General features: G+C 45.2%; 21 protein-coding genes. 11 read left to right on the top strand and 10 right to left on the bottom strand.

All coding sequences use genetic code 11. From position 1 onward, the window contains the following. The first annotated feature begins 134 nt into the window (after positions 1 to 134). Entirely contained in the window at positions 135 to 563 is a 429-nt protein-coding gene (locus tag NFR98_RS11325; RefSeq protein ID WP_014097440.1) for a disulfide oxidoreductase, read from the top strand. 19 nt (positions 564 to 582) lie between these two features. After that, positions 583 to 1,065, top strand: coding sequence for a thioredoxin family protein (locus tag NFR98_RS11320; RefSeq protein ID WP_014097439.1), 483 nt, complete (start codon positions 583 to 585; stop codon positions 1,063 to 1,065). 61 nt (positions 1,066 to 1,126) lie between these two features. Here the strand turns inward: NFR98_RS11320 and NFR98_RS11315 are convergent, their stop codons facing one another. Continuing rightward, positions 1,127 to 1,522 carry a YhcU family protein gene (locus NFR98_RS11315; protein ID WP_026104608.1) on the bottom strand — a complete coding sequence of 132 codons (396 nt, stop codon included), beginning with the start codon at positions 1,520 to 1,522 and terminating at the stop codon, positions 1,127 to 1,129. A gap of 337 nt (positions 1,523 to 1,859) precedes the next feature. Here NFR98_RS11315 and NFR98_RS11310 point away from each other — a divergent pair, with 337 nt between their 5' ends. The 4 genes from NFR98_RS11310 (at position 1,860) to NFR98_RS11295 (ending at position 4,426) form a co-directional block, all read left to right on the top strand. Further along, positions 1,860 to 2,480, top strand: a complete 621-nt coding sequence (locus tag NFR98_RS11310; protein WP_014097437.1) for a DUF47 domain-containing protein — start codon at positions 1,860 to 1,862, stop codon at positions 2,478 to 2,480. A gap of 12 nt (positions 2,481 to 2,492) precedes the next feature. After that, positions 2,493 to 3,491: an inorganic phosphate transporter gene (locus NFR98_RS11305; RefSeq protein ID WP_014097436.1), complete on the top strand. Its 999-nt coding sequence runs from the start codon at positions 2,493 to 2,495 to the stop codon at positions 3,489 to 3,491. 129 nt (positions 3,492 to 3,620) lie between these two features. Next, the gene (locus NFR98_RS11300) at positions 3,621 to 4,181 is read left to right on the top strand and encodes a GNAT family N-acetyltransferase (RefSeq protein ID WP_014097435.1); all 561 of its coding nucleotides are present in this window, start codon (positions 3,621 to 3,623) and stop codon (positions 4,179 to 4,181) included. Positions 4,182 to 4,213: 32 nt separating this feature from the next. Beyond that, positions 4,214 to 4,426: a hypothetical protein gene (locus tag NFR98_RS11295; RefSeq protein WP_014097434.1), complete on the top strand. Its 213-nt coding sequence runs from the start codon at positions 4,214 to 4,216 to the stop codon at positions 4,424 to 4,426. A gap of 365 nt (positions 4,427 to 4,791) precedes the next feature. Here the strand turns inward: NFR98_RS11295 and yhbH are convergent, their stop codons facing one another. The 5 genes from yhbH to queG all read right to left on the bottom strand — a co-directional run bounded on the left by yhbH (position 4,792) and on the right by queG (position 11,586). Then, positions 4,792 to 5,958, bottom strand: coding sequence for a sporulation protein YhbH (yhbH, locus tag NFR98_RS11290; RefSeq protein ID WP_014097433.1), 1,167 nt, complete (start codon positions 5,956 to 5,958; stop codon positions 4,792 to 4,794). Between the two features lie 235 nt (positions 5,959 to 6,193). Further along, positions 6,194 to 8,089, bottom strand: a complete 1,896-nt coding sequence (locus tag NFR98_RS11285; RefSeq protein ID WP_014097432.1) for a PrkA family serine protein kinase — start codon at positions 8,087 to 8,089, stop codon at positions 6,194 to 6,196. A gap of 656 nt (positions 8,090 to 8,745) precedes the next feature. After that, on the bottom strand, positions 8,746 to 9,219 hold the full coding sequence (trmL, locus tag NFR98_RS11280; RefSeq protein WP_026683962.1) for a tRNA (uridine(34)/cytosine(34)/5-carboxymethylaminomethyluridine(34)-2'-O)-methyltransferase TrmL: 474 nt from the start codon (positions 9,217 to 9,219) through the stop codon (positions 8,746 to 8,748). 35 nt (positions 9,220 to 9,254) lie between these two features. Continuing rightward, on the bottom strand, positions 9,255 to 10,136 hold the full coding sequence (locus NFR98_RS11275; RefSeq protein ID WP_251460165.1) for an amidase domain-containing protein: 882 nt from the start codon (positions 10,134 to 10,136) through the stop codon (positions 9,255 to 9,257). Between the two features lie 319 nt (positions 10,137 to 10,455). Continuing rightward, positions 10,456 to 11,586, bottom strand: a complete 1,131-nt coding sequence (queG, locus tag NFR98_RS11270; RefSeq protein WP_014097429.1) for a tRNA epoxyqueuosine(34) reductase QueG — start codon at positions 11,584 to 11,586, stop codon at positions 10,456 to 10,458. Positions 11,587 to 11,961: 375 nt separating this feature from the next. Here queG and NFR98_RS11265 point away from each other — a divergent pair, with 375 nt between their 5' ends. Then, the gene (locus NFR98_RS11265; protein WP_014097428.1) at positions 11,962 to 12,585 is read left to right on the top strand and encodes a MarC family protein; all 624 of its coding nucleotides are present in this window, start codon (positions 11,962 to 11,964) and stop codon (positions 12,583 to 12,585) included. A 329-nt stretch (positions 12,586 to 12,914) separates the two neighbouring features. On the opposite strand, the gene NFR98_RS11260 is transcribed toward NFR98_RS11265, so the two are convergent. Then, a complete protein-coding gene (locus NFR98_RS11260; RefSeq protein ID WP_017551344.1) occupies positions 12,915 to 13,844 on the bottom strand; it encodes a manganese-dependent inorganic pyrophosphatase in 930 nt (309 codons plus the stop codon). A gap of 172 nt (positions 13,845 to 14,016) precedes the next feature. Here NFR98_RS11260 and NFR98_RS11255 point away from each other — a divergent pair, with 172 nt between their 5' ends. After that, positions 14,017 to 14,481 carry a ferritin-like domain-containing protein gene (locus tag NFR98_RS11255; protein ID WP_035189494.1) on the top strand — a complete coding sequence of 155 codons (465 nt, stop codon included), beginning with the start codon at positions 14,017 to 14,019 and terminating at the stop codon, positions 14,479 to 14,481. A gap of 8 nt (positions 14,482 to 14,489) precedes the next feature. On the opposite strand, the gene NFR98_RS11250 is transcribed toward NFR98_RS11255, so the two are convergent. Further along, entirely contained in the window at positions 14,490 to 15,347 is an 858-nt protein-coding gene (locus NFR98_RS11250) for a proline iminopeptidase-family hydrolase (protein ID WP_014097425.1), read from the bottom strand. 150 nt (positions 15,348 to 15,497) lie between these two features. On the opposite strand from NFR98_RS11250, the gene NFR98_RS11245 reads away from it, so the two are divergent. Genes NFR98_RS11245 through NFR98_RS11235 form a run of 3 tightly spaced genes read left to right on the top strand, consistent with a single transcriptional unit; the run spans position 15,498 to position 17,724 of the window. Continuing rightward, entirely contained in the window at positions 15,498 to 16,295 is a 798-nt protein-coding gene (locus tag NFR98_RS11245; RefSeq protein ID WP_014097424.1) for an amino acid ABC transporter substrate-binding protein, read from the top strand. Further along, positions 16,282 to 16,974: an amino acid ABC transporter permease gene (locus NFR98_RS11240; protein WP_014097423.1), complete on the top strand. Its 693-nt coding sequence runs from the start codon at positions 16,282 to 16,284 to the stop codon at positions 16,972 to 16,974. The genes NFR98_RS11245 and NFR98_RS11240 overlap by 14 nt, the downstream gene beginning before the upstream one ends. Before the next feature lie 12 nt (positions 16,975 to 16,986). Next, a complete protein-coding gene (locus NFR98_RS11235; protein ID WP_061565103.1) occupies positions 16,987 to 17,724 on the top strand; it encodes an amino acid ABC transporter ATP-binding protein in 738 nt (245 codons plus the stop codon). Between the two features lie 62 nt (positions 17,725 to 17,786). Here the strand turns inward: NFR98_RS11235 and NFR98_RS11230 are convergent, their stop codons facing one another. After that, the gene (locus NFR98_RS11230) at positions 17,787 to 18,623 is read right to left on the bottom strand and encodes a formate/nitrite transporter family protein (protein WP_026683951.1); all 837 of its coding nucleotides are present in this window, start codon (positions 18,621 to 18,623) and stop codon (positions 17,787 to 17,789) included. Between the two features lie 667 nt (positions 18,624 to 19,290). Further along, positions 19,291 to 19,711: IS630 family transposase (locus tag NFR98_RS11225; protein ID WP_251460164.1), on the bottom strand; the 421-nt coding region annotated here is incomplete at its 5' end.

Genomic DNA, 19,711 nt, shown 5'->3' with positions numbered 1-19,711 from the left:
ATAACCCGTCCATCATGAAGCGCATGTCTATTCCGGCCGGAACAGTCGCCAGGCTGAACAGTCGCCTCCGCTTTTCATTTTTTGGGATGGATACTATAATTTACAAGGAAGGGATTGATGAAGGAGGTAAGGGATTGAGTAGAGGACGGAGGGAAGAGATTTGGTTTTTTGCCTGGGCGGTTTCGGTCGTTGCTACGCTCGGCAGTCTTTATTTTTCGGAAATTAAGGGGTATGAACCGTGCGAACTGTGCTGGTACCAGCGCATTCTCATGTATCCAATGACGGTCCTGATCGGGATGGCCGTTGCCAGGAAAGATACCCGCATGTCGCTTTATACCGCTGTTTTGTCCGGAATCGGCATGTGTGTGTCACTTTACCATTACTGTCTGCAAAAACTTGCTTTTTTTTCGGACAGGCTTCCTGCATGCGGCCGCATCCCCTGTACGGCGGAATACATCAACTGGTTCGGCTTTATCACCATCCCCTTTTTGGCTCTCACAGCATTTGTCCTGATTTTTATTTCAAGTCTCATCGTTTGGAAGCAGGCTGGCACTTCCAAGTAAACACAACTGGAGGATTATCATGAAAAAAATTATCCTTTTTTTGGCCATTGTTCTCATTGTTTTTGGCGGGATTGCCGGAATCACAAAGTATAAGCAATCCCAGCAGGCGAAAAACAATCCGTATGCACCCGCAAAAAGTGTAAGCAAATTATCGGCGGAAACGCGTGACCAGCTGGATGACCCTCTTTACCAGAATATTATTTTGCCAAAAGAACTGAACCGTGATTTAAAATCCGGCAAAGATGTCACCGTTTATTATTTCATGCCGACCTGCCCGCATTGCAAACGGACGACGCCTGTTGTATCACCGCTCGCGAAAGATATGGGCATCGATTTGAAGGAATTTAACCTGACTGAATTCGAAAGCGGCTGGGATGACTACAAAATCAAAGCGACACCGACGATCGTCCATTACAAAAACGGCAAAGAAGCCGCACGCCTTGTCGGAGAGCATACAAAACAGGAGTTCCGCCAATGGTTTAAAGCACATGTAAAAAAATAAGGCTGCGTGCTTGCAAGGAACCCTCAAAAAAATAATGCCCGGTTTTTCCGGGCATTATTTTTTACACAAGCAGGCGATTGGCTGCTTTTTTAAACATACTGAACGTATCCGTATGCTTCTTCTGAAAATGGGAAAACGAAAAAGGAAAATGCAAACCAAACTGTTCAAGCGTAAATTTATTAAATTCAAACAGGCCGGCGTAATGCTCGTCCCGCTTATTCTCTTCCGTTTCCAAAATGGAAATGATGGTCTGCAGACTGGCAATCATCTGATACCCTGCTTTTAAAGTGCCGATTTGTTCTGTTGGGTCATCCGGCAGGGCAAGCACCCTGTCGCGCTGGAATGCGGTGATCTCCTCATCCGTAAAGTAATCAGGAAATACTTCTGTAAACATATGGCGGACCAATTCCGCGATCTTATCCATCTGTTCTTCCGTAGCAGCATAAACGATCTTCACAGCAGTCCCACCCTTTTTGAAAAATCCATATGTAAGCCAAATCATAGGCGCAATATAAGTACAGCATAGCATAGGAAAACGGGAAAAAAGTATGGTAAATGTGACCATGGCCCTGCCCCCTAAAAAGATTGGATTTTTTCTGAAAAAGCGGGACAAAAGCCCAAGCCTCATAGCCGGACTTTCTTCCAACAAAGCAACCTGTTTTTAGCTTTTTGACGAAAGTCGAAAATTGGAACCGTATACAAAATTTTATTTTCGACATTCTTCTTTTATCTTCGCAGGAAATCAGATAAAATAAAGACGTTTGATAATGAAAAGGATATGAGGAGGATCTTACATGGTATTTAAAAACAAGAAAGACAAGTTTACAGTGCTGTTTGGCCATATTTCGACCAACCTCCGGGAAGCCACCAATTACTTTGCCGACTATAAAATCCATAATAAAGACGATTTAAAAATTTTTACTGAAAAAATGAAAGAATACGAAACGACCGGGGATACTTACGTCCATGACATGATTCTGGAACTGAACGATGCCTTTATCACCCCGATTGAACGGGAAGACCTTTTGTCACTAACGAACAGCCTCGATGACGTGCTGGACGGCATTGAAGAAGTTTCCGGATTATTTGAACTGTACAATATTTACCAGGCGGACGATTTTATGGTCGAATTTGTTGAAATGATCCGCCGCTGTACCGACGAAATTGAAAAAGCAATTGACATCCTTTTTTCGAAAAAACTCGACAAGATCCGCCCGCATGCCATTAAAATTAAAGAATTTGAATTCCATTGTGACGAAATTTTAAGAAAATCATTAATTCACCTCTTTCAAAACGAAAAAGACCCGATTCGCCTGATCAAATATAAGGATTTGTATGAAAAGATGGAAGATGTGGCCGACTACTGCCAGACGGTGGCCAACATTTTAGAGACGATTATCATGAAAAATGCGTGAGGAGTCTGCTGAATGGATAGCATTTTAGTATTAACTGTCTTAATAGTAATTTTTGGATTTGGATTCGACTTCATCAATGGATTCCATGACACGGCTAACGCGATTGCAACGGCCGTTTCGACAAAAGCATTAAAACCCCGGCATGCGATCGTAATGGCCGCGCTTATGAATTTTCTCGGCGCCATTTCTTTTACAGGTGTTGCCGAGACCATTACGGAAAGTATTGTAAACCCGTTCACCCTTGCAAACGGACAGGTGGTCATTTTGTCCTCACTGATGTCAGCGATTATTTGGAATTTGATTACATGGTATTTCGGCATTCCGAGCAGTTCTTCCCATGCCATCATCGGATCCATTGCCGGCGCGGCGATTGCCTCGTCAGGTTTTCATGTAATCGAATATCGTGGTTTTATCAGCATTATTGAAGCCTTAATTTTATCCCCGATCCTCGCTTTTACGGTCGGTTTTACGGTTTACAGCATTTTTAAAGTTGCATTTCAGAATTTTAAGCTTGCGAAAACGAACCGACACTTCCGGCTGATCCAAATTTTCACCGCCGCTCTCCAGTCTTACTCCCATGGGACAAATGATGCCCAGAAATCGATGGGGATTATCACAATGGCTTTGATTGCCAACCATTATATTGCCGAGAACCATATTCCATTCTGGGTCCAGGTCGGTTGTGCGGCGGCAATGGGGCTTGGGACATCGATCGGCGGCTGGCGGATTATTAAAACGGTCGGCGTCAATATTATGAAGATCCGGCCGATTAACGGGGTTGCAGCCGACTTGAGTTCAGCTTTCATTATTTTTGGTGCAACATTTATCCACTTGCCGGTCAGCACCACCCATGTCATTTCTTCTTCCATTCTCGGGGTTGGTTCGGCCCACCGAATTAAAGGGGTCAAATGGGATACTGCAAAAAGAATGGTGATCACTTGGGTCATTACCCTTCCGATTTCAGCCGTTTTATCCGGTGCGATTTATCATATTGTAAACCTTTTTTGGTAAAACGGGCTGAAAAAAGAGCAGCGTTAAGCATGCTCTTTTTATATGCAAAAGAAATTTACATAGACAATTGAAAAATTTCCATTTTATGATACATTTTTAATAAACCATTCAGAACTGCGGGGGATAGATGTGAGAATCGAAGACATATACCGGAACTTGCCACTGCTTGAAACGGACCGGCTTGTTTTAAGAAAGCTCAAGCGGGATGACGTGCTCGATTTATTTTCCTATGCGTCAAGAAGTGAAGTAGCAAAATACGTGACGTGGGATGCACACCGGTCTGTCCGCGATTCGAAAAATTTTATAAATTTTGTGCTCAGCCAGTACCGCGAACACAAGATTGCCCCCTGGGGAATTGAAGACAAAGAGACACGAAAGCTGATCGGGACGGTCGATTTTGTATGGTGGAAGCCGGAAGAAAGGACGGCCGAGATTGGCTATGCCCTTTCTCCTGAGCACTGGGGAAAAGGCATCATGACAGAAGCCGCTAAAAAGCTGATTGCTTTCGGGTTTGAACACATGTATTTGATCCGCATCCAGGCCCGCTGTTTTGCAGAAAATATCGCGTCGGCCCGCGTCATGGAAAAAGCCGGCATGACCTATGAAGGCACTTTGCGCAAAGCCGTTTATAGAAAAGGAAAACATTGGGATCTCAAAATCTATTCCATTTTAAGAGAAGAGCATTTTTAACGGCCATAGCATGAAGGAAAGGAGATATCCCTATGGAATGGACAATAGACGACAGAATTTATGATACATTTTGGGAAGCTGAGGAAGTAGGATTCTCCAGTGTTAGTGATATGGGGGAAGGAAGAGGATTCATTACGCCTGATTTGAAAGTTGCAAGTGTCCTTTCCTACGCTTTATGTGGATTACCGGATGTAACATACCTTGTTCATACAGAAGAATTTTTGGAAGATGGCATTCTTAAATAGGGCTTGCTGAATAAGTGAAATTCCTAGATTTGGCAAGGCTGCTGACAGCTTTGGCCACCATTTAAATGCATGGGTTTTACAACAAATCCAGGGAAATGCCTGCACGTGAAATCCGATTCAACGTATGGAGAAGATCAAATCACCCCTTTTCGCAAAAGGATTCTTCTATATTTTGAGACAGATGTTGTAGATAAATTGGGCACAAACTCAGCGTCGGATTCGTTCAGCAAGCCCTAAATATAAGATATGGGTAGAAAACTTATGAGATCACAGCACGCGGCACACACAGAATCAGGTGAATCACCCGTTATCAGCACCCGCAAAAATAAGGGGCCCGCATCAGCCGTTGTGCAGCCCCTTTCTTCTTATGCCAAAGCTTTGTCTGCTTCCTTTGAAAAGAAACTTTTCATCGCATGGAAAACATCTGCTTTTTGTTTCAGCACGTAATATTTAAATTTCTCATCTTTAATATTTTTATAGGCCGACATGAGGGTGCTATGGCGGTTGTACTGGTTCACTTCCCCGTAGTAGAACATATTCGAGACTTTCATAATTTCCTGGACAAGTTTCACGCAGCGCGCATTGTCTGATGTCAGGTTGTCGCCGTCCGAGAAATGGAAGGGATAAATATTAAAGCGGTACGGGTCATATTTTTCATTGATCAGGCTGAGCGCTTTCCGGTAAGCCGATGAACAGATCGTGCCGCCGGACTCCCCTTTTGAAAAGAAATCTTCCTCCGATACGACTTTTGCCTCTGTATGGTGGGCGATAAATTCAATTTCCACGGTCTCATATTTCGTCCGCAAAAAACGCGTCATCCAGAAGAAAAAGCTGCGCGCCATATACTTTTCCCATATCCCCATACTTCCACTTGTATCCATCATCGCAAGGACAACTGCTTTTGATTCCGGTTTTTCCACTTCATTCCATGTGCGGAATTTGAGATCTTCCGGCACGATCGGGTGAAAGGCCGGTTTGCCATTCATCGCATTCCTTTTAAACGCCGACATCATCGTCCGTTTTTTATCAATATTGCCCATCAGCCCCGTTTTCCGAATATCGTTAAATTCAATCGCCTCTACCGTGTTCTCATCCCGCTCTTTCCTTTGAAGATTTGGCAGTTCCAATTGGCTGAACAATGCTTCCTCGATTTCCATCAGAGATACTTCCGCTTCATAATAGTCTTCACCCGGCTGGTCGCCTGCTCCCTGGCCTTTACCCGGTCCCTGCTCGGGGGAACCGTCGCGTGCAATGATATCGCCGACTTTGGAATCGCCCTGGCCCTGGCCGACATGTTTATTTTTATCATAATTATAGCGAATTTTATATTCGTCCAATGACCGGATCGGTATTTTGACAACATCCCGGCCGTCTGACATAATGATGCTTTCTTCCGTAATTAAGTCGGGCAGATTGTTGCGGATGGCTTCCTGGACCTTTTCCTGATGTCGGACCTGGTCATCATGCCCTTTGCGGTGGAGCGACCAGTCTTCCTGTGAAAGAACAAAATGCTTCTGATCCTGTTTATCCATGCTCATCCTCCATGCTCATCCTCCCTTTTTTGAAAAATTTGCCGAGAATTTCGCCGTCACCATACCGGATATCCTAACATATGCTATTTTGGCGTTTAAAAACTTGGATCATCACATTTAAGATTACTCTATCTTATGCAATAAGGCAGAATATTTGACATTTTTCTTTTAGAAACAGGCTAAAGCCGGATAAGGAAAAAACCGGGCTGATATCGCCCGGCTTCCGGCTGCCGGATTACCGGTTCAGCAAGCTCCCGACATAGCGCAGCAGTTCATTGGCCGATGTGGAATTATAGCCGTAATCATCAATTAAACGCGCCACCACTTCATTGATCTTCTTCAACTGCTGTTCATCCGGCGTTTTTGTGGATGTTGTAATCTTGACAACGTCTTTTAAATCCGCAAACAATTTTTTCTGGATGGCTTCACGGAGCCGGTCGTGTGAATTATAATCAAACCGTTTCCCTTTTCTCGCATAAGCCGAAATGCGGATGAGGATTTCTTCCCGGAACGCTTTCTTCGCATTTTCCGAAATGCCGATCTGTTCTTCGATCGACCGCATCAGTTTTTCATCCGGATTAATTTCTTCGCCTGTTAAAGGATCATGCAGCTTCACTTTGTTGCAGAATGCTTCTACATTGTCGAGATAATTGTCCATCAGCGTTTTCGCCGATTCTTCATACGAATATACAAATGCTTTCTGCACTTCTTTTTTGGCAATTTCATCGTATTCTTTCCGCGCTAAAGAAATGAAATTCAAATACTTCTCTTTCAATTCCGGGGTAATCGACGGATGCTGGTCAAGCCCTTCCTTCAATGACAGAAGCACATCGAGGGCATTGATGGATTTCATTTCTTTTTTGATGATTGTAGAGGAAATACGGTTGATGACATAGCGCGGATCAATCCCGAACATGCCTTCATCCTGGTATTCATTTTTCAGTTCCTTTACATCCTGTGAATTGTACCCCTCTACTGCCATCCCGTCATACAAGCGCATTTTCTTAAGCAAATCGATATCCGCCCGCTTCGGTTCGCGCAACCTTGTTAAAATGGTAAACATCGCCGCAACTTTCAGCGTATGCGGAGCGATATGAATATCCGCCACATCGCTTTCCCGGATCATTTTTTCATAAATTTTCTCTTCCTCGGTTACCCGCAAATTATACGGAACCGGCATGACAATAATCCGTGAGTGCAAAGCTTCGTTTTTCTTATTGGCAATAAAAGAGCGGTATTCGGTCTCATTCGTGTGCGCGATGATCAATTCATCAGCAGAAATCAGCGCAAACCGGCCTGCTTTAAAATTTCCTTCCTGCGTCAGCGACAACAGATGCCAGAGAAATTTCTCATCGCATTTGAGCATTTCCTGAAATTCCATAATGCCGCGGTTGGCCTTGTTCAGTTCGCCGTCGAAACGGTAAGCGCGCGGATCCGATTCGGAACCGTACTCGGCAATGGTCGAAAAATCAATGCTGCCGGTTAGATCCGCGATATCCTGCGATTTCGGATCCGACGGGCTGAACGTGCCGATCCCCGTCCGCTTGTCTTCGGAAAAAAAGATCCTTTCAACGAGCACGTCTTCAATCCTTCCGCCATACTCTTCCTCCAGCCGCAGCATATTCAAAGGAGACAAATTGCCTTCAATCCGGATACCGTATTCCTCGTAAAAATCCGCCCGCAAATGTTGCGGAATCAAGTGAAGCGGATCTTCATGCATTGGGCAGCCTTTGATGGCAAATACAGCGCCCTGTTCAGTCCGCGAATACGCTTCAAGGCCCCGTTTTAACATTGTCACAAGCGTCGATTTTCCGCCGCTTACAGGTCCCATCAACAATAAAATCCGTTTTCTGACATCCAGCCTTTTCGCAGCCGGGTGGAAATATTCTTCCACCAATTTTTCAAGCGCCTCTTCCAAACCGAATAATTGATGGCTGAAAAAACGGTATTTTTTTACTCCGTCCACTTCCTCCACACCGGCATCCTTAATCATATTGTAAACTCGGGAATGAGCGGATTGTGCAACCCATGGCTTTTCTTTTAGCAAGTCAAGATACTCCCTGAACGTTCCTTCCCATCTCAGTTTTTCCTCTTCTTCACGGTAGTTTGTGAGTTTCCTCAGAATATCCATTTCGTACCTCCCCTTAGTCTTGTTGAAGAGACGTTTATATAATCTATGCCCCCAAGCGAGGGAACATGATAAAAAGAGACAACCTTATTCGGGACGAACGGACAGCGATAAACGCGAAAAACGAATAGGAAAAATTTCGTTTAGGGAGATTCTGGTGGATAAGGTACGTTCAAAAATTGAAAATAGGTGCATCTTTCAGTGAAATGGGCTATAATGAGGGGCAAAGAAGGAAAAACAGGGAGGATATCGAAGTGAAAACGTTCCTTATTATATTGGTAGCGATTTCATTCTTGTCCGCCATTTTCACGGCTGGATACGAAGACAAAGGGGAAAACTTCCGCGAGCAAGAGCCGGAGTATTAAAATGCTGCTCAAAGATTTTTTTGCACCGGGGATCTTCCGTGGGCAAAAGGCCGGGTGATCCCGACCATTTCCGGCATCGGCGCTTCCACACACGAAAGGCCGGAGAAATATTCAGCCTGGCATGTGGCAGGGACTTTGAGCGGGCAAGGCCTAGAAAAAATGCAGCTTAAAACATTCGGAAGGGATTTTTCACCGGGATCTTTCGTGAGCACGGGCCGGATGATCCGAAGCCGTTTCCGGCATTGGCGCTTCCGCAAACGAAAGGGCCGGGCGATGAATCAGCCCGGCCCTTTGTCATTTTAATCCTGGATACTGCTGCTGCCGCAATGCTTCATATACAAGGATGGCGGCAGTATTGGAAAGGTTAAGCGACCGCACTTTGTCTGTCATCGGAATACGCAGGCAGCGGTCCTTATTTTTTTCAATCAAGTCATTCGGCAGCCCTGAGGTTTCCCGGCCGAACATGAAATATAAATTTTTGTCCGGATCGCTGAAATCAAAATCCGTAAACGGCTTTTCGCCAAACGTCTCAATGTAGTATACTTCGCCGTCCGCATTTTTTTCAAAAAATTCTTCCAGTGAATCATAATAGACGATATTCACATGCTTCCAATAATCCAGCCCGGCTCTTTTTAACATTTTATCATCCGTTGAAAAACCGAGCGGGCGGATCAGATGGAGCGTTGTCCCGGTCCCTGCGCAAGTGCGTGCAATATTGCCTGTGTTGGCGGGAATTTCCGGCTGGTACAATACAACATGCAAGCTCAACATTTGTCACCTCGGGACTTATTATAACACGTTTCTCAACTATCATCTTCAATGGTAAAAAACTTGTACTTGATATTCGGCGTATAGGCGGAAGAGTCTTCATACGTCCAGTACCGTTTACGGCTATTGGTCGTATGGGCATTCACAAGCGGCATCCCGTAATAATCATAACCCGTGACAATGAGCGTATGGTCAAACCGGCCGTCCCCCTGGAAATCGATACAAATGACGTCACCGTACTTCAGCTCCTGCGGTGACGAAACTTCCTTTGCGCGCAAACCGGTTTTAGAATACTGCAGGTATGTCTTAAACGAATGTGCAACCGTCCAGCTGTAACTCCAGTTATTGTGCATCATCCACCAGCCCTGTGCCCTGTCCGGGTATCCGCGCATCGGTGCCCCGCCGGCGTAAAGGCATTGCGAGATATAGTTCGTGCAGTCATCCGTAAACGATTTGTAAGCCGGATTAAAACGGTTCCACCACTTTTCCGCATACTGGACAGCTTTCATGCGGTCATACACGTATGCGATCCGTTCGCCGCCAGCTGCTCCAGTTTTCTGCTCCTCATCATCCGGCAGAGGACCGCGCCATTCCGGAATGTCCGGCACAAGTTCCTCGTCTTCATAAAGCCTTCCATCGTAAAAAGATGCTTTTCTTTCCTCCACTGCTTCTTCAATGTAAAAAGCCGCTTTTTGTTTGATCATATACTGCATATGCACCGTATAATAAAGAAAGCTGTGGCTTCCCTCCTGGTCAGCCCGGGTTACTTTTGCTTCCGCTTTCACCTTTACAATCCGGGCATCCCGATTTGAAAGCCCCGTCTTTTTTCGTTCAATATCTTCAAATTCCCGCTCTGTTCCTCGCCCGGTAAAGTGAGCAAGCCTGTTTTCAAGATGTGCCTGGATTTGTTCTTTCAATCAGAAAACCCCCTCTCTTCATCACTATATGATGAAAAAATGGGGGAAATCAGTATCTGTATATTTTCGTGCTTTTTGAAAACGCAAAGATTCTTTTGTTTTGCTGAAAATTTGCGTTGGCGCTGCTTTTGGCACATAAAAAAGCGGCAGCCGTTATCAAGGAACGTGATACATTCCTAGAGCTTTCTTGACGCAGTACCGTTCCATGTGACGATTTTTTACCCGTATCCACGAAAGAAGCGGCATCAAAGTTTATCCTGAAATAGGCACCGGCTGATTTTCATTCTCCTGCTGATGCCGCGTGCACTGCGATGGACGTCTAATCGAAAAATGCAAGGCCTTTTTCGATTTCATTGCGGGCATCCGGATCTTCTTCCTGTTCGCGTGCGGAAAGAAGTGCAGCTTTTGCTTCTTCCCCGCCGATTTTCCCAAGCGCCCAGCCTGCCGTCCCGCGAATAACCGGGCGCGGATCTTCCTGCAAAATTCGGATCAGCTCCGGTACTGCGCTTTCTTCCTTAAAATGGGCGAGCGCGATAATCGCGTTTCGCTGGATCGGCTTTTTCCCGCGCCACGATCCTGCCATATGGCCGAACCGTTCTTTAAACGCGCGGTTGCTGAGGCGGAGAATCGGTTCCAGAAGTGGCTTGGCCGCTTCCGGTTCCGGCTCCATTTCCTCATGAAAATGAAAATCAATCCCTTTGTTTTTCGGACAGATTGTCTGGCACGAATCACAACCGTACACGCGATTGCCGATTTTCCCTTTAAACTCGTCCGGCAAGTAATCTTTTGTCTGCGTTAAAAAGCTGATGCACCGTTTGGCATTCAGCTGCCCGGCAGAAACAAGCGCGCCGGTCGGACAGACATCTAGGCATTTCCGGCAGTCACCGCACTGGTCCTCAACAGGTGTATCCGGTTCAAACGGAATATTGGTAATCATCTCGCCTAAGTACACATAGGAACCAAATTCCGGTGTGATGATCGAACAATTTTTTCCGCTCCAGCCAATGCCGGCCCTCTCGGCTACCGCCCGGTCGGAGAGTTCCCCTGTATCGACCATCGATTTGCAGCGGGCCCCTTCCACTTTTTCTTTAAGAAAATCTTCCAGTTTCGAAAGCTTGTCCCTTAAGATGGTGTGATAGTCCTCGCCCCAAGAAGCCCGGCAAAAGATCCCGCGGCGTGCGCCTTTTTTCCCTTTCGGCGGATTCTTGATTTTGGACGGGTAGGCGAGCGCAACGGCAATAATCGACTGGGGCGAATCAAAAATTAAAGAAGGATTCACCCTTTTTTCAATATCTTTTTCCTCAAAGCCGGACTGGTAGCCGAGTTCCTGTTGACGGATCAGGCGCTGCTTCAACTCCGTAAACGGGTCTGGAGAAGCAAACCCGATTTTGTCGATTCCGATCGTTTTGCTGAAGGCAATGACTTCTTTTTTCAATTCGGCCGTATCCATGATTCACCTCCCCCAAAAACAAACAATTTATATAAAATGAACTTAAGTTTTTGCATTCAGTCCGACCACCAATTTGCATGACGAGGACTTTTTGTACGGCAACAAGCGGCAATATGCGTATTGCTGCCATTAAAAACGCGCCATCATCAACTATAAAAATGATTGTCACAATAAAAACGCAGGGATTCTCCCCCGCTCTCCGGGTGAAACACTGCGTTGCTTCTTACATACATCAAAAAGATATGAACATTATATTAAAGACATCCGCTTCTGTAAAGAAACGCGGGGATCCGTCCATCAAAAAACTGTTACCCCTGTTACATTTTCCACCAACAGGGTAATGCAATAAAAAATAAACAAAAAGGGGTGTAGAAATTGTTCGGCGAAATTATAAAACTTTCGCTCGGTTTTTTTGCGGTGATGAATCCGATCGGGAATATTCCAATCTTCATTTCATTAACTGGTGGATATTCCTTAAAGGACAAACGGAAAACCGCCCGCAAAGCGGTCATTGTTTCTTTTATCATACTAACGGTTTTTCTTTTTCTTGGAAAATTATTGTTCGAGGTCTTCGGGATTACGATTCATGCGTTTCGCGTTGCAGGGGGGATCTTAATCTTCGGGATTGCCTACAGCCTGCTGCACGCTAAAAATGCAAGATCGCAAAGCCCGCATCCGAATGAGCGGAAAGAAGTTGAAGCCCGGGATGACATCTCTATTACACCGCTTGCCCTCCCGATCCTGGCCGGGCCCGGGACGATCGCAACCGTCATGGCGCAGACGTCTTCCCATTCCCTGCCAAACCTGGCAAGTGTTTTAATCGGCTATACCATTGTGCTCGCTTTAACCTTTGTATTGTTTTATTATTCATCTTCGATTATCTCTAAGCTCGGGCAAAGCGGCCTTAACATTATAACAAGGCTGATGGGGCTGATTCTTGCCGTCATGGCGGTTCAAATGATCGCAAGCGGCATCCACGGGCTGTTCCCGAAGCTGTAAAACAATCCGCTTCCATATACGGAACATATGGATATCTGCGTCCCGTTCTGGTCCCCCGGTTGAAAAAACGGTGCCGGTTGCGGAAACAGCGGGGATTCCGCAAGCCAAGATTTGAAAATGCAGCACAATATCCAAGGATCATACGGGTATCTGAGTCGCATTCCGATCCCCCGTTGAAAAAACCGGTGCCGGTTGCGGAAACAGCGGGGTTCCGCAAGCCAAAATTTGAAAAGGCAGCACAATACCCAAGGATCATACGGGTATCTGAAAGCCCTGTTCCGGTTTCTTGGAATGAAAAAAGCCGGTGCCATGTGTCGGCACCGGTTTTTTCAGCTATGAAAGGATTCGGTTAAAACCGGAACAATTTGTTTTTTCCGTGATACAACGCCTTTTAAAGTGGCCGTGTTGTTTTCCAGCTTGACATTATAGGCTTTTTCCACAATATCCGCCGATTTGCCGAGTGCAAGTGCGACGGAATCGTTTGTTAAAATATCCGTTACAACAAACAGGAACAAATCAAGCCCTCTGTCTGTAATCTGCGCTTGGATCGCCTGTTCAATTTCCGCCTGTTTCACGAGCACGTCATTTGTATCAACGGCATTTACCTGGGCAATCACCACTTTATGGCCAGCCATATCAAATTCTTTGGAGTCAAGTGTAATCAGCTGTTCCACCGTTTTGTCACTTAAATCCGCGCCGGCTTTCAGCATTTCAAGGCCGTATGTATCTGCATCCACACCGGCAATTTCAGCCAGTTCTTTCGCTGCCTTCACATCTTCTTCCGTGCAAGTCGGGGATTTAAACAAAAGCGAGTCGGAGATGATCGCAGAAAGCATCAGGCCAGCTATTTCTTTACTGATTTCAACCCCATTCTCTTTGTAAAGTTTATTTAAAATCGTTGCTGTACAGCCGACCGGTTCCGCACGGTAATAGAGCGGGTCGCTCGTTTCAAAATTGGCGATGCGATGGTGGTCAATGACTTCAAGGACCCGCACGCTGTCAATGTCGTCCGCGCTTTGCTGGCGTTCATTATGGTCCACAAGAATGACATTTTCCACTTCGTTTGCAACCGTTTGAACGAGGCGCGGCGCTTCCATGTGGAATGTTTCCAATGCGAATTTCGTTTCATTGCTCAATTCTCCTAACCGGACCGCCTCCGCGTCAACGCCCAATTTTGTTTTTAACGCTGCATAGGCAATCGCTGAACAAATCGCATCCGTATCCGGGTTTTTATGGCCGAAAACAAGTACTTTTTCCATTTCTTTGCTCCTTTTCTAAAAAAATATGAAGGAAATCTGGCATAGACATTCCTATTATAAAACATTTCGGGAAAATTTTTAAACATTGTCCGCTGGATGGATCAGAAAAAATCGGAACGATCCGCTTTTGCCCATCATACGATATACCGGTTGAAAGTGAGGAGGGAATCCAATGTTTGTCCATCCGTTTGATGATCATGCCGGTTTGAGAAACACACAGCCTGACGCCGGGAACCAGCAGGCAGTATGGCTCGCCAATCTAATCCAGGCAATAAACGGCGAATATAGTGCCATCGCCTGCTACGAGCAAATCGCAAGGAGAGCCCCGTCTGCTGAAGCCCGTAACATCATTATGGAAATCCGTGATGATGAGATTCGCCATTTCCAGACATTTTCGCAGTTTTACACGAACCTCACAGGCAGAAGGCCGCAGCCGCAAATCAGCGAAGCCTGCCCTTCCACTTACAAAGGAGGGCTTGAATTTGCCGTGAAAGACGAACAAAACACGGTCGATTTTTACAGAGAATTGGCGCGTTCCGCAAATAGCCCTGCCATGAAGCAGGCGTTTCTTGAAGCGGCAAAAGACGAACAGCATCACGCCGTCTGGTTTCTTTATCTGCTCATCAATATCCGCTGACCGTGCGCTCAAACACCTGCCAAAAATTCCCGAATCACCCGCACAAATTCATGGGGCTCTTCAAGGTACGGCTGGTGTGAGCTGTTTTCAAACATATGGAATTTTGCCCCCGGTATGAGCCGGCTATAGGCCCTCGTTGTTTCCGGCCTGGCTTCATCGTAACGCCCGCAGGTAAATAAGGCAGGCAGCCTGATCTCATGCAGGCGGCCTGTTACGTCAAATGTTTTCAAATTGCCGGACGGGTAAAATTCTGACGGCCCCCACATCGTCAAGTATACTTCTTCATTCGGACGGGCAAATTCCGATTGCAAGACGGCCGGCTTTTCTTCAAGACGGTTGACAAATTTTTTATAGAAAACTTTCATTGCCTCTTTGTATTCCGGAGAGGATGTCCGCCCCTCGCGTTCTGAACGCGCCAAAATTTCCTGGACATCGGGCGGCAGCTGTTTCCGGTGTTCATCCTGATCCTCTTTCCACTGTGGAGCGCTCAGGCATGGCCCGGAAAATATAACGCTTTTTACCCCTGCCGGCTGCTTCAGCAAATAGTTTGCCGCAAGCATTGTTCCCCACGAATGGCCGAGGATGTGGACTTTATCCAATGCAAGTGCCTCACGAAGCCGGGCAAGCTCCTCTGTGAATCTGTCAATTGTCCAGAGTAAGGGGTCATCCGGGTGGTCTGATCTTCCGGAACCGAGCTGGTCGTAAAAGACAACCGGCCGTTCATCCCCGAGTGCTTCAAGGGCAAAAAACGGCATATGTGTCCCACCAGGCCCGCCGTGCAATACGATAAGCGGCGTTTTGCTTCCGGTGCCCGTTATTTTGTAAAAGACATTCCCTCCCGTGACTTTCACATATCCTTCTGCCATATTGGGTTAACCACCTTTCGCTTTCCCTCATCCATATTTTACTATACAAAGCCTTTTTTCTGGATATTTTTTACCCCTTTGTTTACAATACAAAATGCTGGTTAAAGCATAGCTGTAGACTGTAAAGATAATAAAAAGGGAGTTGACAACATGAGAAAATACATCAAATGGCTGGCCGTGTTTTGCTTGCTGCTTGCGTTAACGGCATGCGGAAAAAATACGGACAACCAGAACGCTTCAAAATCCAATGACTTATACGGCCAGATCAAATCAAAAGGCGTCCTTTTGATCGGGACAGAAGGAACATATCCGCCATTTTCTTTCCATAAAAACGGAAAATTAACAGGCTACGATATTGATGTTGCAAAAGAAGTTGCAAAACGGCTCGGATTAAAAGCCGAATTTAAAGAAACCCAGTGGGATGCCATGTTTGCCGGGCTCAATTCCAAACGGTTTGATATGATCGCAAACCAAGTCGGGATCCGCGCAGACCGCCAGAAAAAATATGATTTTTCCACACCATATACGATTTCAAAAGCCGTTGTCCTTGTACGCAAAGACAATACGAACATCAAGTCCTTTGCTGATTTAAAAGGCAAAAAATCAGCCCAATCGCTTACAAGCAACTTTGCCACTATTGCCAAGAAAAATGGTGCCAATATTGTAAGTGTGGAAGGCTTTAACCAAGCGATCCAGCTTTTGACTTCAAACCGTGTGGATGCAACGGTCAATGATTCCCTAACTTATCTGGATTACAAAAAGCAAAAACCGAATGCTGCCATTAAAGTTGCCGCCACCGCAAACGATGCCAGCAAATCCGCTCTTTTGTTCCGGAAACATTCAGGGAAATTGACAGACAAAGTAAATGATGCTTTAAAAGATATGAAAAAAGACGGCACACTAACAAAAATTTCAAAGAAATGGTTTGGTGAAGATGTTTCCCAATAACCTTGCGTTTATCAGCAGCAACCAGCTGCATTTGGTGCAAAGTTCCCTTCTGTCGATGCTGAAGGGAGCTTTGCATTATACGATTCCATTAACGATCATCACTTTCTGTATCGGTCTTGTGCTGGCACTTGCCACGGCGCTGGCACGAATTTCCGGTATTAAAATACTGGAATGGATTGCCCGAATCTATGTCTCAGCAATCCGCGGAACCCCGTTGCTTGTGCAATTATTTATCATTTTTTACGGGCTGCCGTCTGTGCACATTACCATTGGTTCTTTTCCAGCCGCCATTATCGGCTTTTCGCTCAATGTCGGCGCGTATGCATCAGAAATTATCAGGGCAGCGATTTTGTCGATTCCAAAGGGACAATGGGAAGCAGCCTATTCGATCGGGATGAACTATTCACAGGCTTTGAGAAGAATTGTACTCCCACAGGCCGTCCGCGTATCGGTACCGCCACTTTCTAATACGTTTATCAGTCTCGTGAAGGATACGTCTCTTGCTTCCTTGATTTTGGTGGCCGATCTGTTCCGTAAAGCCCAGGAAATTGCCTCCACCACTTATCAATTTATGCTGCTGTATGTCGAAGCGGCCTTTTTGTACTGGGTGATTTGTTTGATTCTCTCAATAATCCAGCAAAAGTTGGAAGGCCGTTTTGATAAATACATCAGCAAGTAAGGAGGGACCTGTATGATTCGAATAGAAGGGTTACATAAACAATTCGGCAACCTTGAAGTGCTGAAAGGCATTGACTTAACCATTGAAAAAGGGAAAGTGATCGTCATCATCGGCCCATCCGGTTCTGGTAAAACCACGCTGCTCCGCTGTATGAATGCCCTTGAAATCCCAAATCAAGGCAGAGTACAGATCGGTGATGTATCCGTTGACTTTTCCCAACATCCCAATAAAAAAGAACGCGCGGCTTTGCGGCAAAAATCCGGCATGGTTTTCCAACAGTACAATCTTTTCCCGCATAAAACGGTTCTCGAAAATGTGATTGAGGGGCCTATCATTGTAAAAAGGAAAAACCGCCAGGATGCAGTAAAAAAAGCTGAAATGCTGCTGGAAAAGGTAGGCCTGCTTGATAAAAAAGATGCGTATCCGGCAAGCCTTTCCGGCGGTCAGCAGCAGCGCGCCGGGATTGCGCGGGCGCTTGCGATGGAGCCGGAAGTAATGCTGTTTGACGAACCGACATCCGCACTGGACCCGGAACTTGTGAGCGGCGTGCTAAATGTGATGAAGGAGCTTGCTGAAGAAGGGATGACAATGGCCGTTGTCACACACGAAATGCGGTTTGCCCGCGAAGTTGCAGACAAGGTGATTTTCATGGATGGCGGTGTCATCCTGGAGCAAGGCAAACCGGAAGAAGTATTCCATCATCCAAAAAACGCACGGACCAAGCAATTCCTGCAGCTGATTCAAAGCTAATGAAACGGATCAGGTTTTTCGATATAAAACGAGCTGCCCTCTATCAGGCAGCTCGTTTTATATTACTTGATTTTTTCAGCCGAAAAAGGGGATACGGTGTGTGTGTCAACAACAGCAACCGGCACTTTTTCTTTTTTCTTTGATGTTAAGAAGGCGTACATGGCACCGACAAAGACGCCGCCGCCAATCATATTGCCGAGCGTTACCACACCAAGGTTGTGCAAAATGCCCACGAGTGTAATGGTATCCGGGTGTGGTGCGGCAAGTGCCAGCGAGAACAGCACCATATTGGCAATGCTGTGTTCGTAGCCTGAAATGACGAAGCCAAACACGAGCAGCATCATCGAAGCGATTTTAGCCCCGTCTCCCTTTACGTTTATCGGAACCCAGAACCCTAAACAAACAAGCCAGTTACAAAGAATCGAACGGAAAAACATTTGGGCCGTCGTCAGGCTAATTTTCCCACCAACAACCGACATTAAAAACTGGCTGTTATCCGAATCCGCATAGAGTCCGCTGTAATGGATAAACAGCGCGAAAATCGCCGCACCGATCAAATTTCCGGCATACGTTGCCACCCAGTTTGTGAGCGCATCTTTCCAAGTTGTCGCTTTTTTTACCGTGCTCATTGTCATCATCATCGTATTGCCGGTAAAAAGCTCGCCGCCGCCAAACATAATAAGCACAAGCGCTGCGCCAAAAAATATTGAAGCCATAAAGGAAGTAACCGGAGACTTCGCATCAAAAAACGGCTCAGCAAGACGGTAACATATTATAATGGCAAAACCGATGAACATACTTGCCAACGCTGCTTTTGTCACATAACGAAGCAAGGATTCTTCCAGATATTTTTTCTTATTTAATGCCATTTGAACAACAGATTCAACGGCCTCGTACATAAACACCATCTCCAACATGAAAAATGTTTAATTGTGAATCATATCACAAACAACTGCCTTTCTATCATATCCCCTTTTTCCCTGTTTGTGTTTGTATATATTTTGAACGTTTATGAAGCGATTACACGAGAAAAGACTATTGATAGGCCGTCAGAGCTGCCCTATTTTACAAGCCAAAATCCGAGAAAATATTATATGTATATAATATTCATATTTAACAAAAAAGTATTGCTATTAAAGTCCTTTTTCATTAAAATAAGTTACAGAAAGAGAAGATTTGAGGAAGGATATAGAAAAAAATTAATTGAACGGAAAATTGCGGAGGGTACAAATGCTGCAAAGTCATTCTTATCGAATACTACATAATAAACTCAGTTTGGTTTGTCTTCTCCTTATTTTATTCATTCCTTGTGTGGAAATCATACAATTACTTATCAACCAAATCCAGTTTGGTGATAAGTGGGATCCTGCTTTTGCATTTTTCCTGACAGGCTCAAGCAGAGCGCATGGAGCACAAATCGTCTTAATTTGGTTTTTGCCAATTTATTTCTTGATTGCTTTTTCGGACGATGCCATATTGGATTATAAATTGGGATACAGAAATGTAGTCGTTAATAAAATCGGAATCAAAAAATACTGTTCAGAAAAGATACTATATAAGATGAACTTAAGTTTTTGACAGTTCTAATCTAACAAGCAGCCGGTCAATGACTTCTTGGCTCTTTTGGCTGGCTTGTTTCATAAATTCCGCCACGTGGGAGCGAATTTGGTAAAATTTGCTGAAAAAGACGTTGTTTACGACATCTTGCTTTAGCCACTTCCATAATCCTTCCACTGGGTTCAACTCAGGGCTGTATTTAGGAAGAAAAACAAATTCCATTCGTGGATTTTCTTTCAGGAAATCCTTGATAAATTGTGATTGATGCACTTTGCTGTTGTCCAAAACCATTACAATTTTACCTTGCGGGTATTTACTTAAAATGAGTTCTACAAAACGTCTATAGGCCAAGTAATTACTTTTTTCTTCTTCATAGTGCGTAATTTCGCCGGTTTCATAGTTTATGGCAGCGAACAGCTTTGCACCCTTA

The sequence above is a fragment of the Weizmannia agrestimuris genome (assembly GCF_943193165.1).
GTDB classification, from domain to species: Bacteria; Bacillota; Bacilli; order Bacillales; family Bacillaceae_C; genus Weizmannia; species Weizmannia faecalis.
Note: the sequence above shows the minus strand (reverse complement) of the source record. Positions and strands in the feature narration are given on the sequence as shown.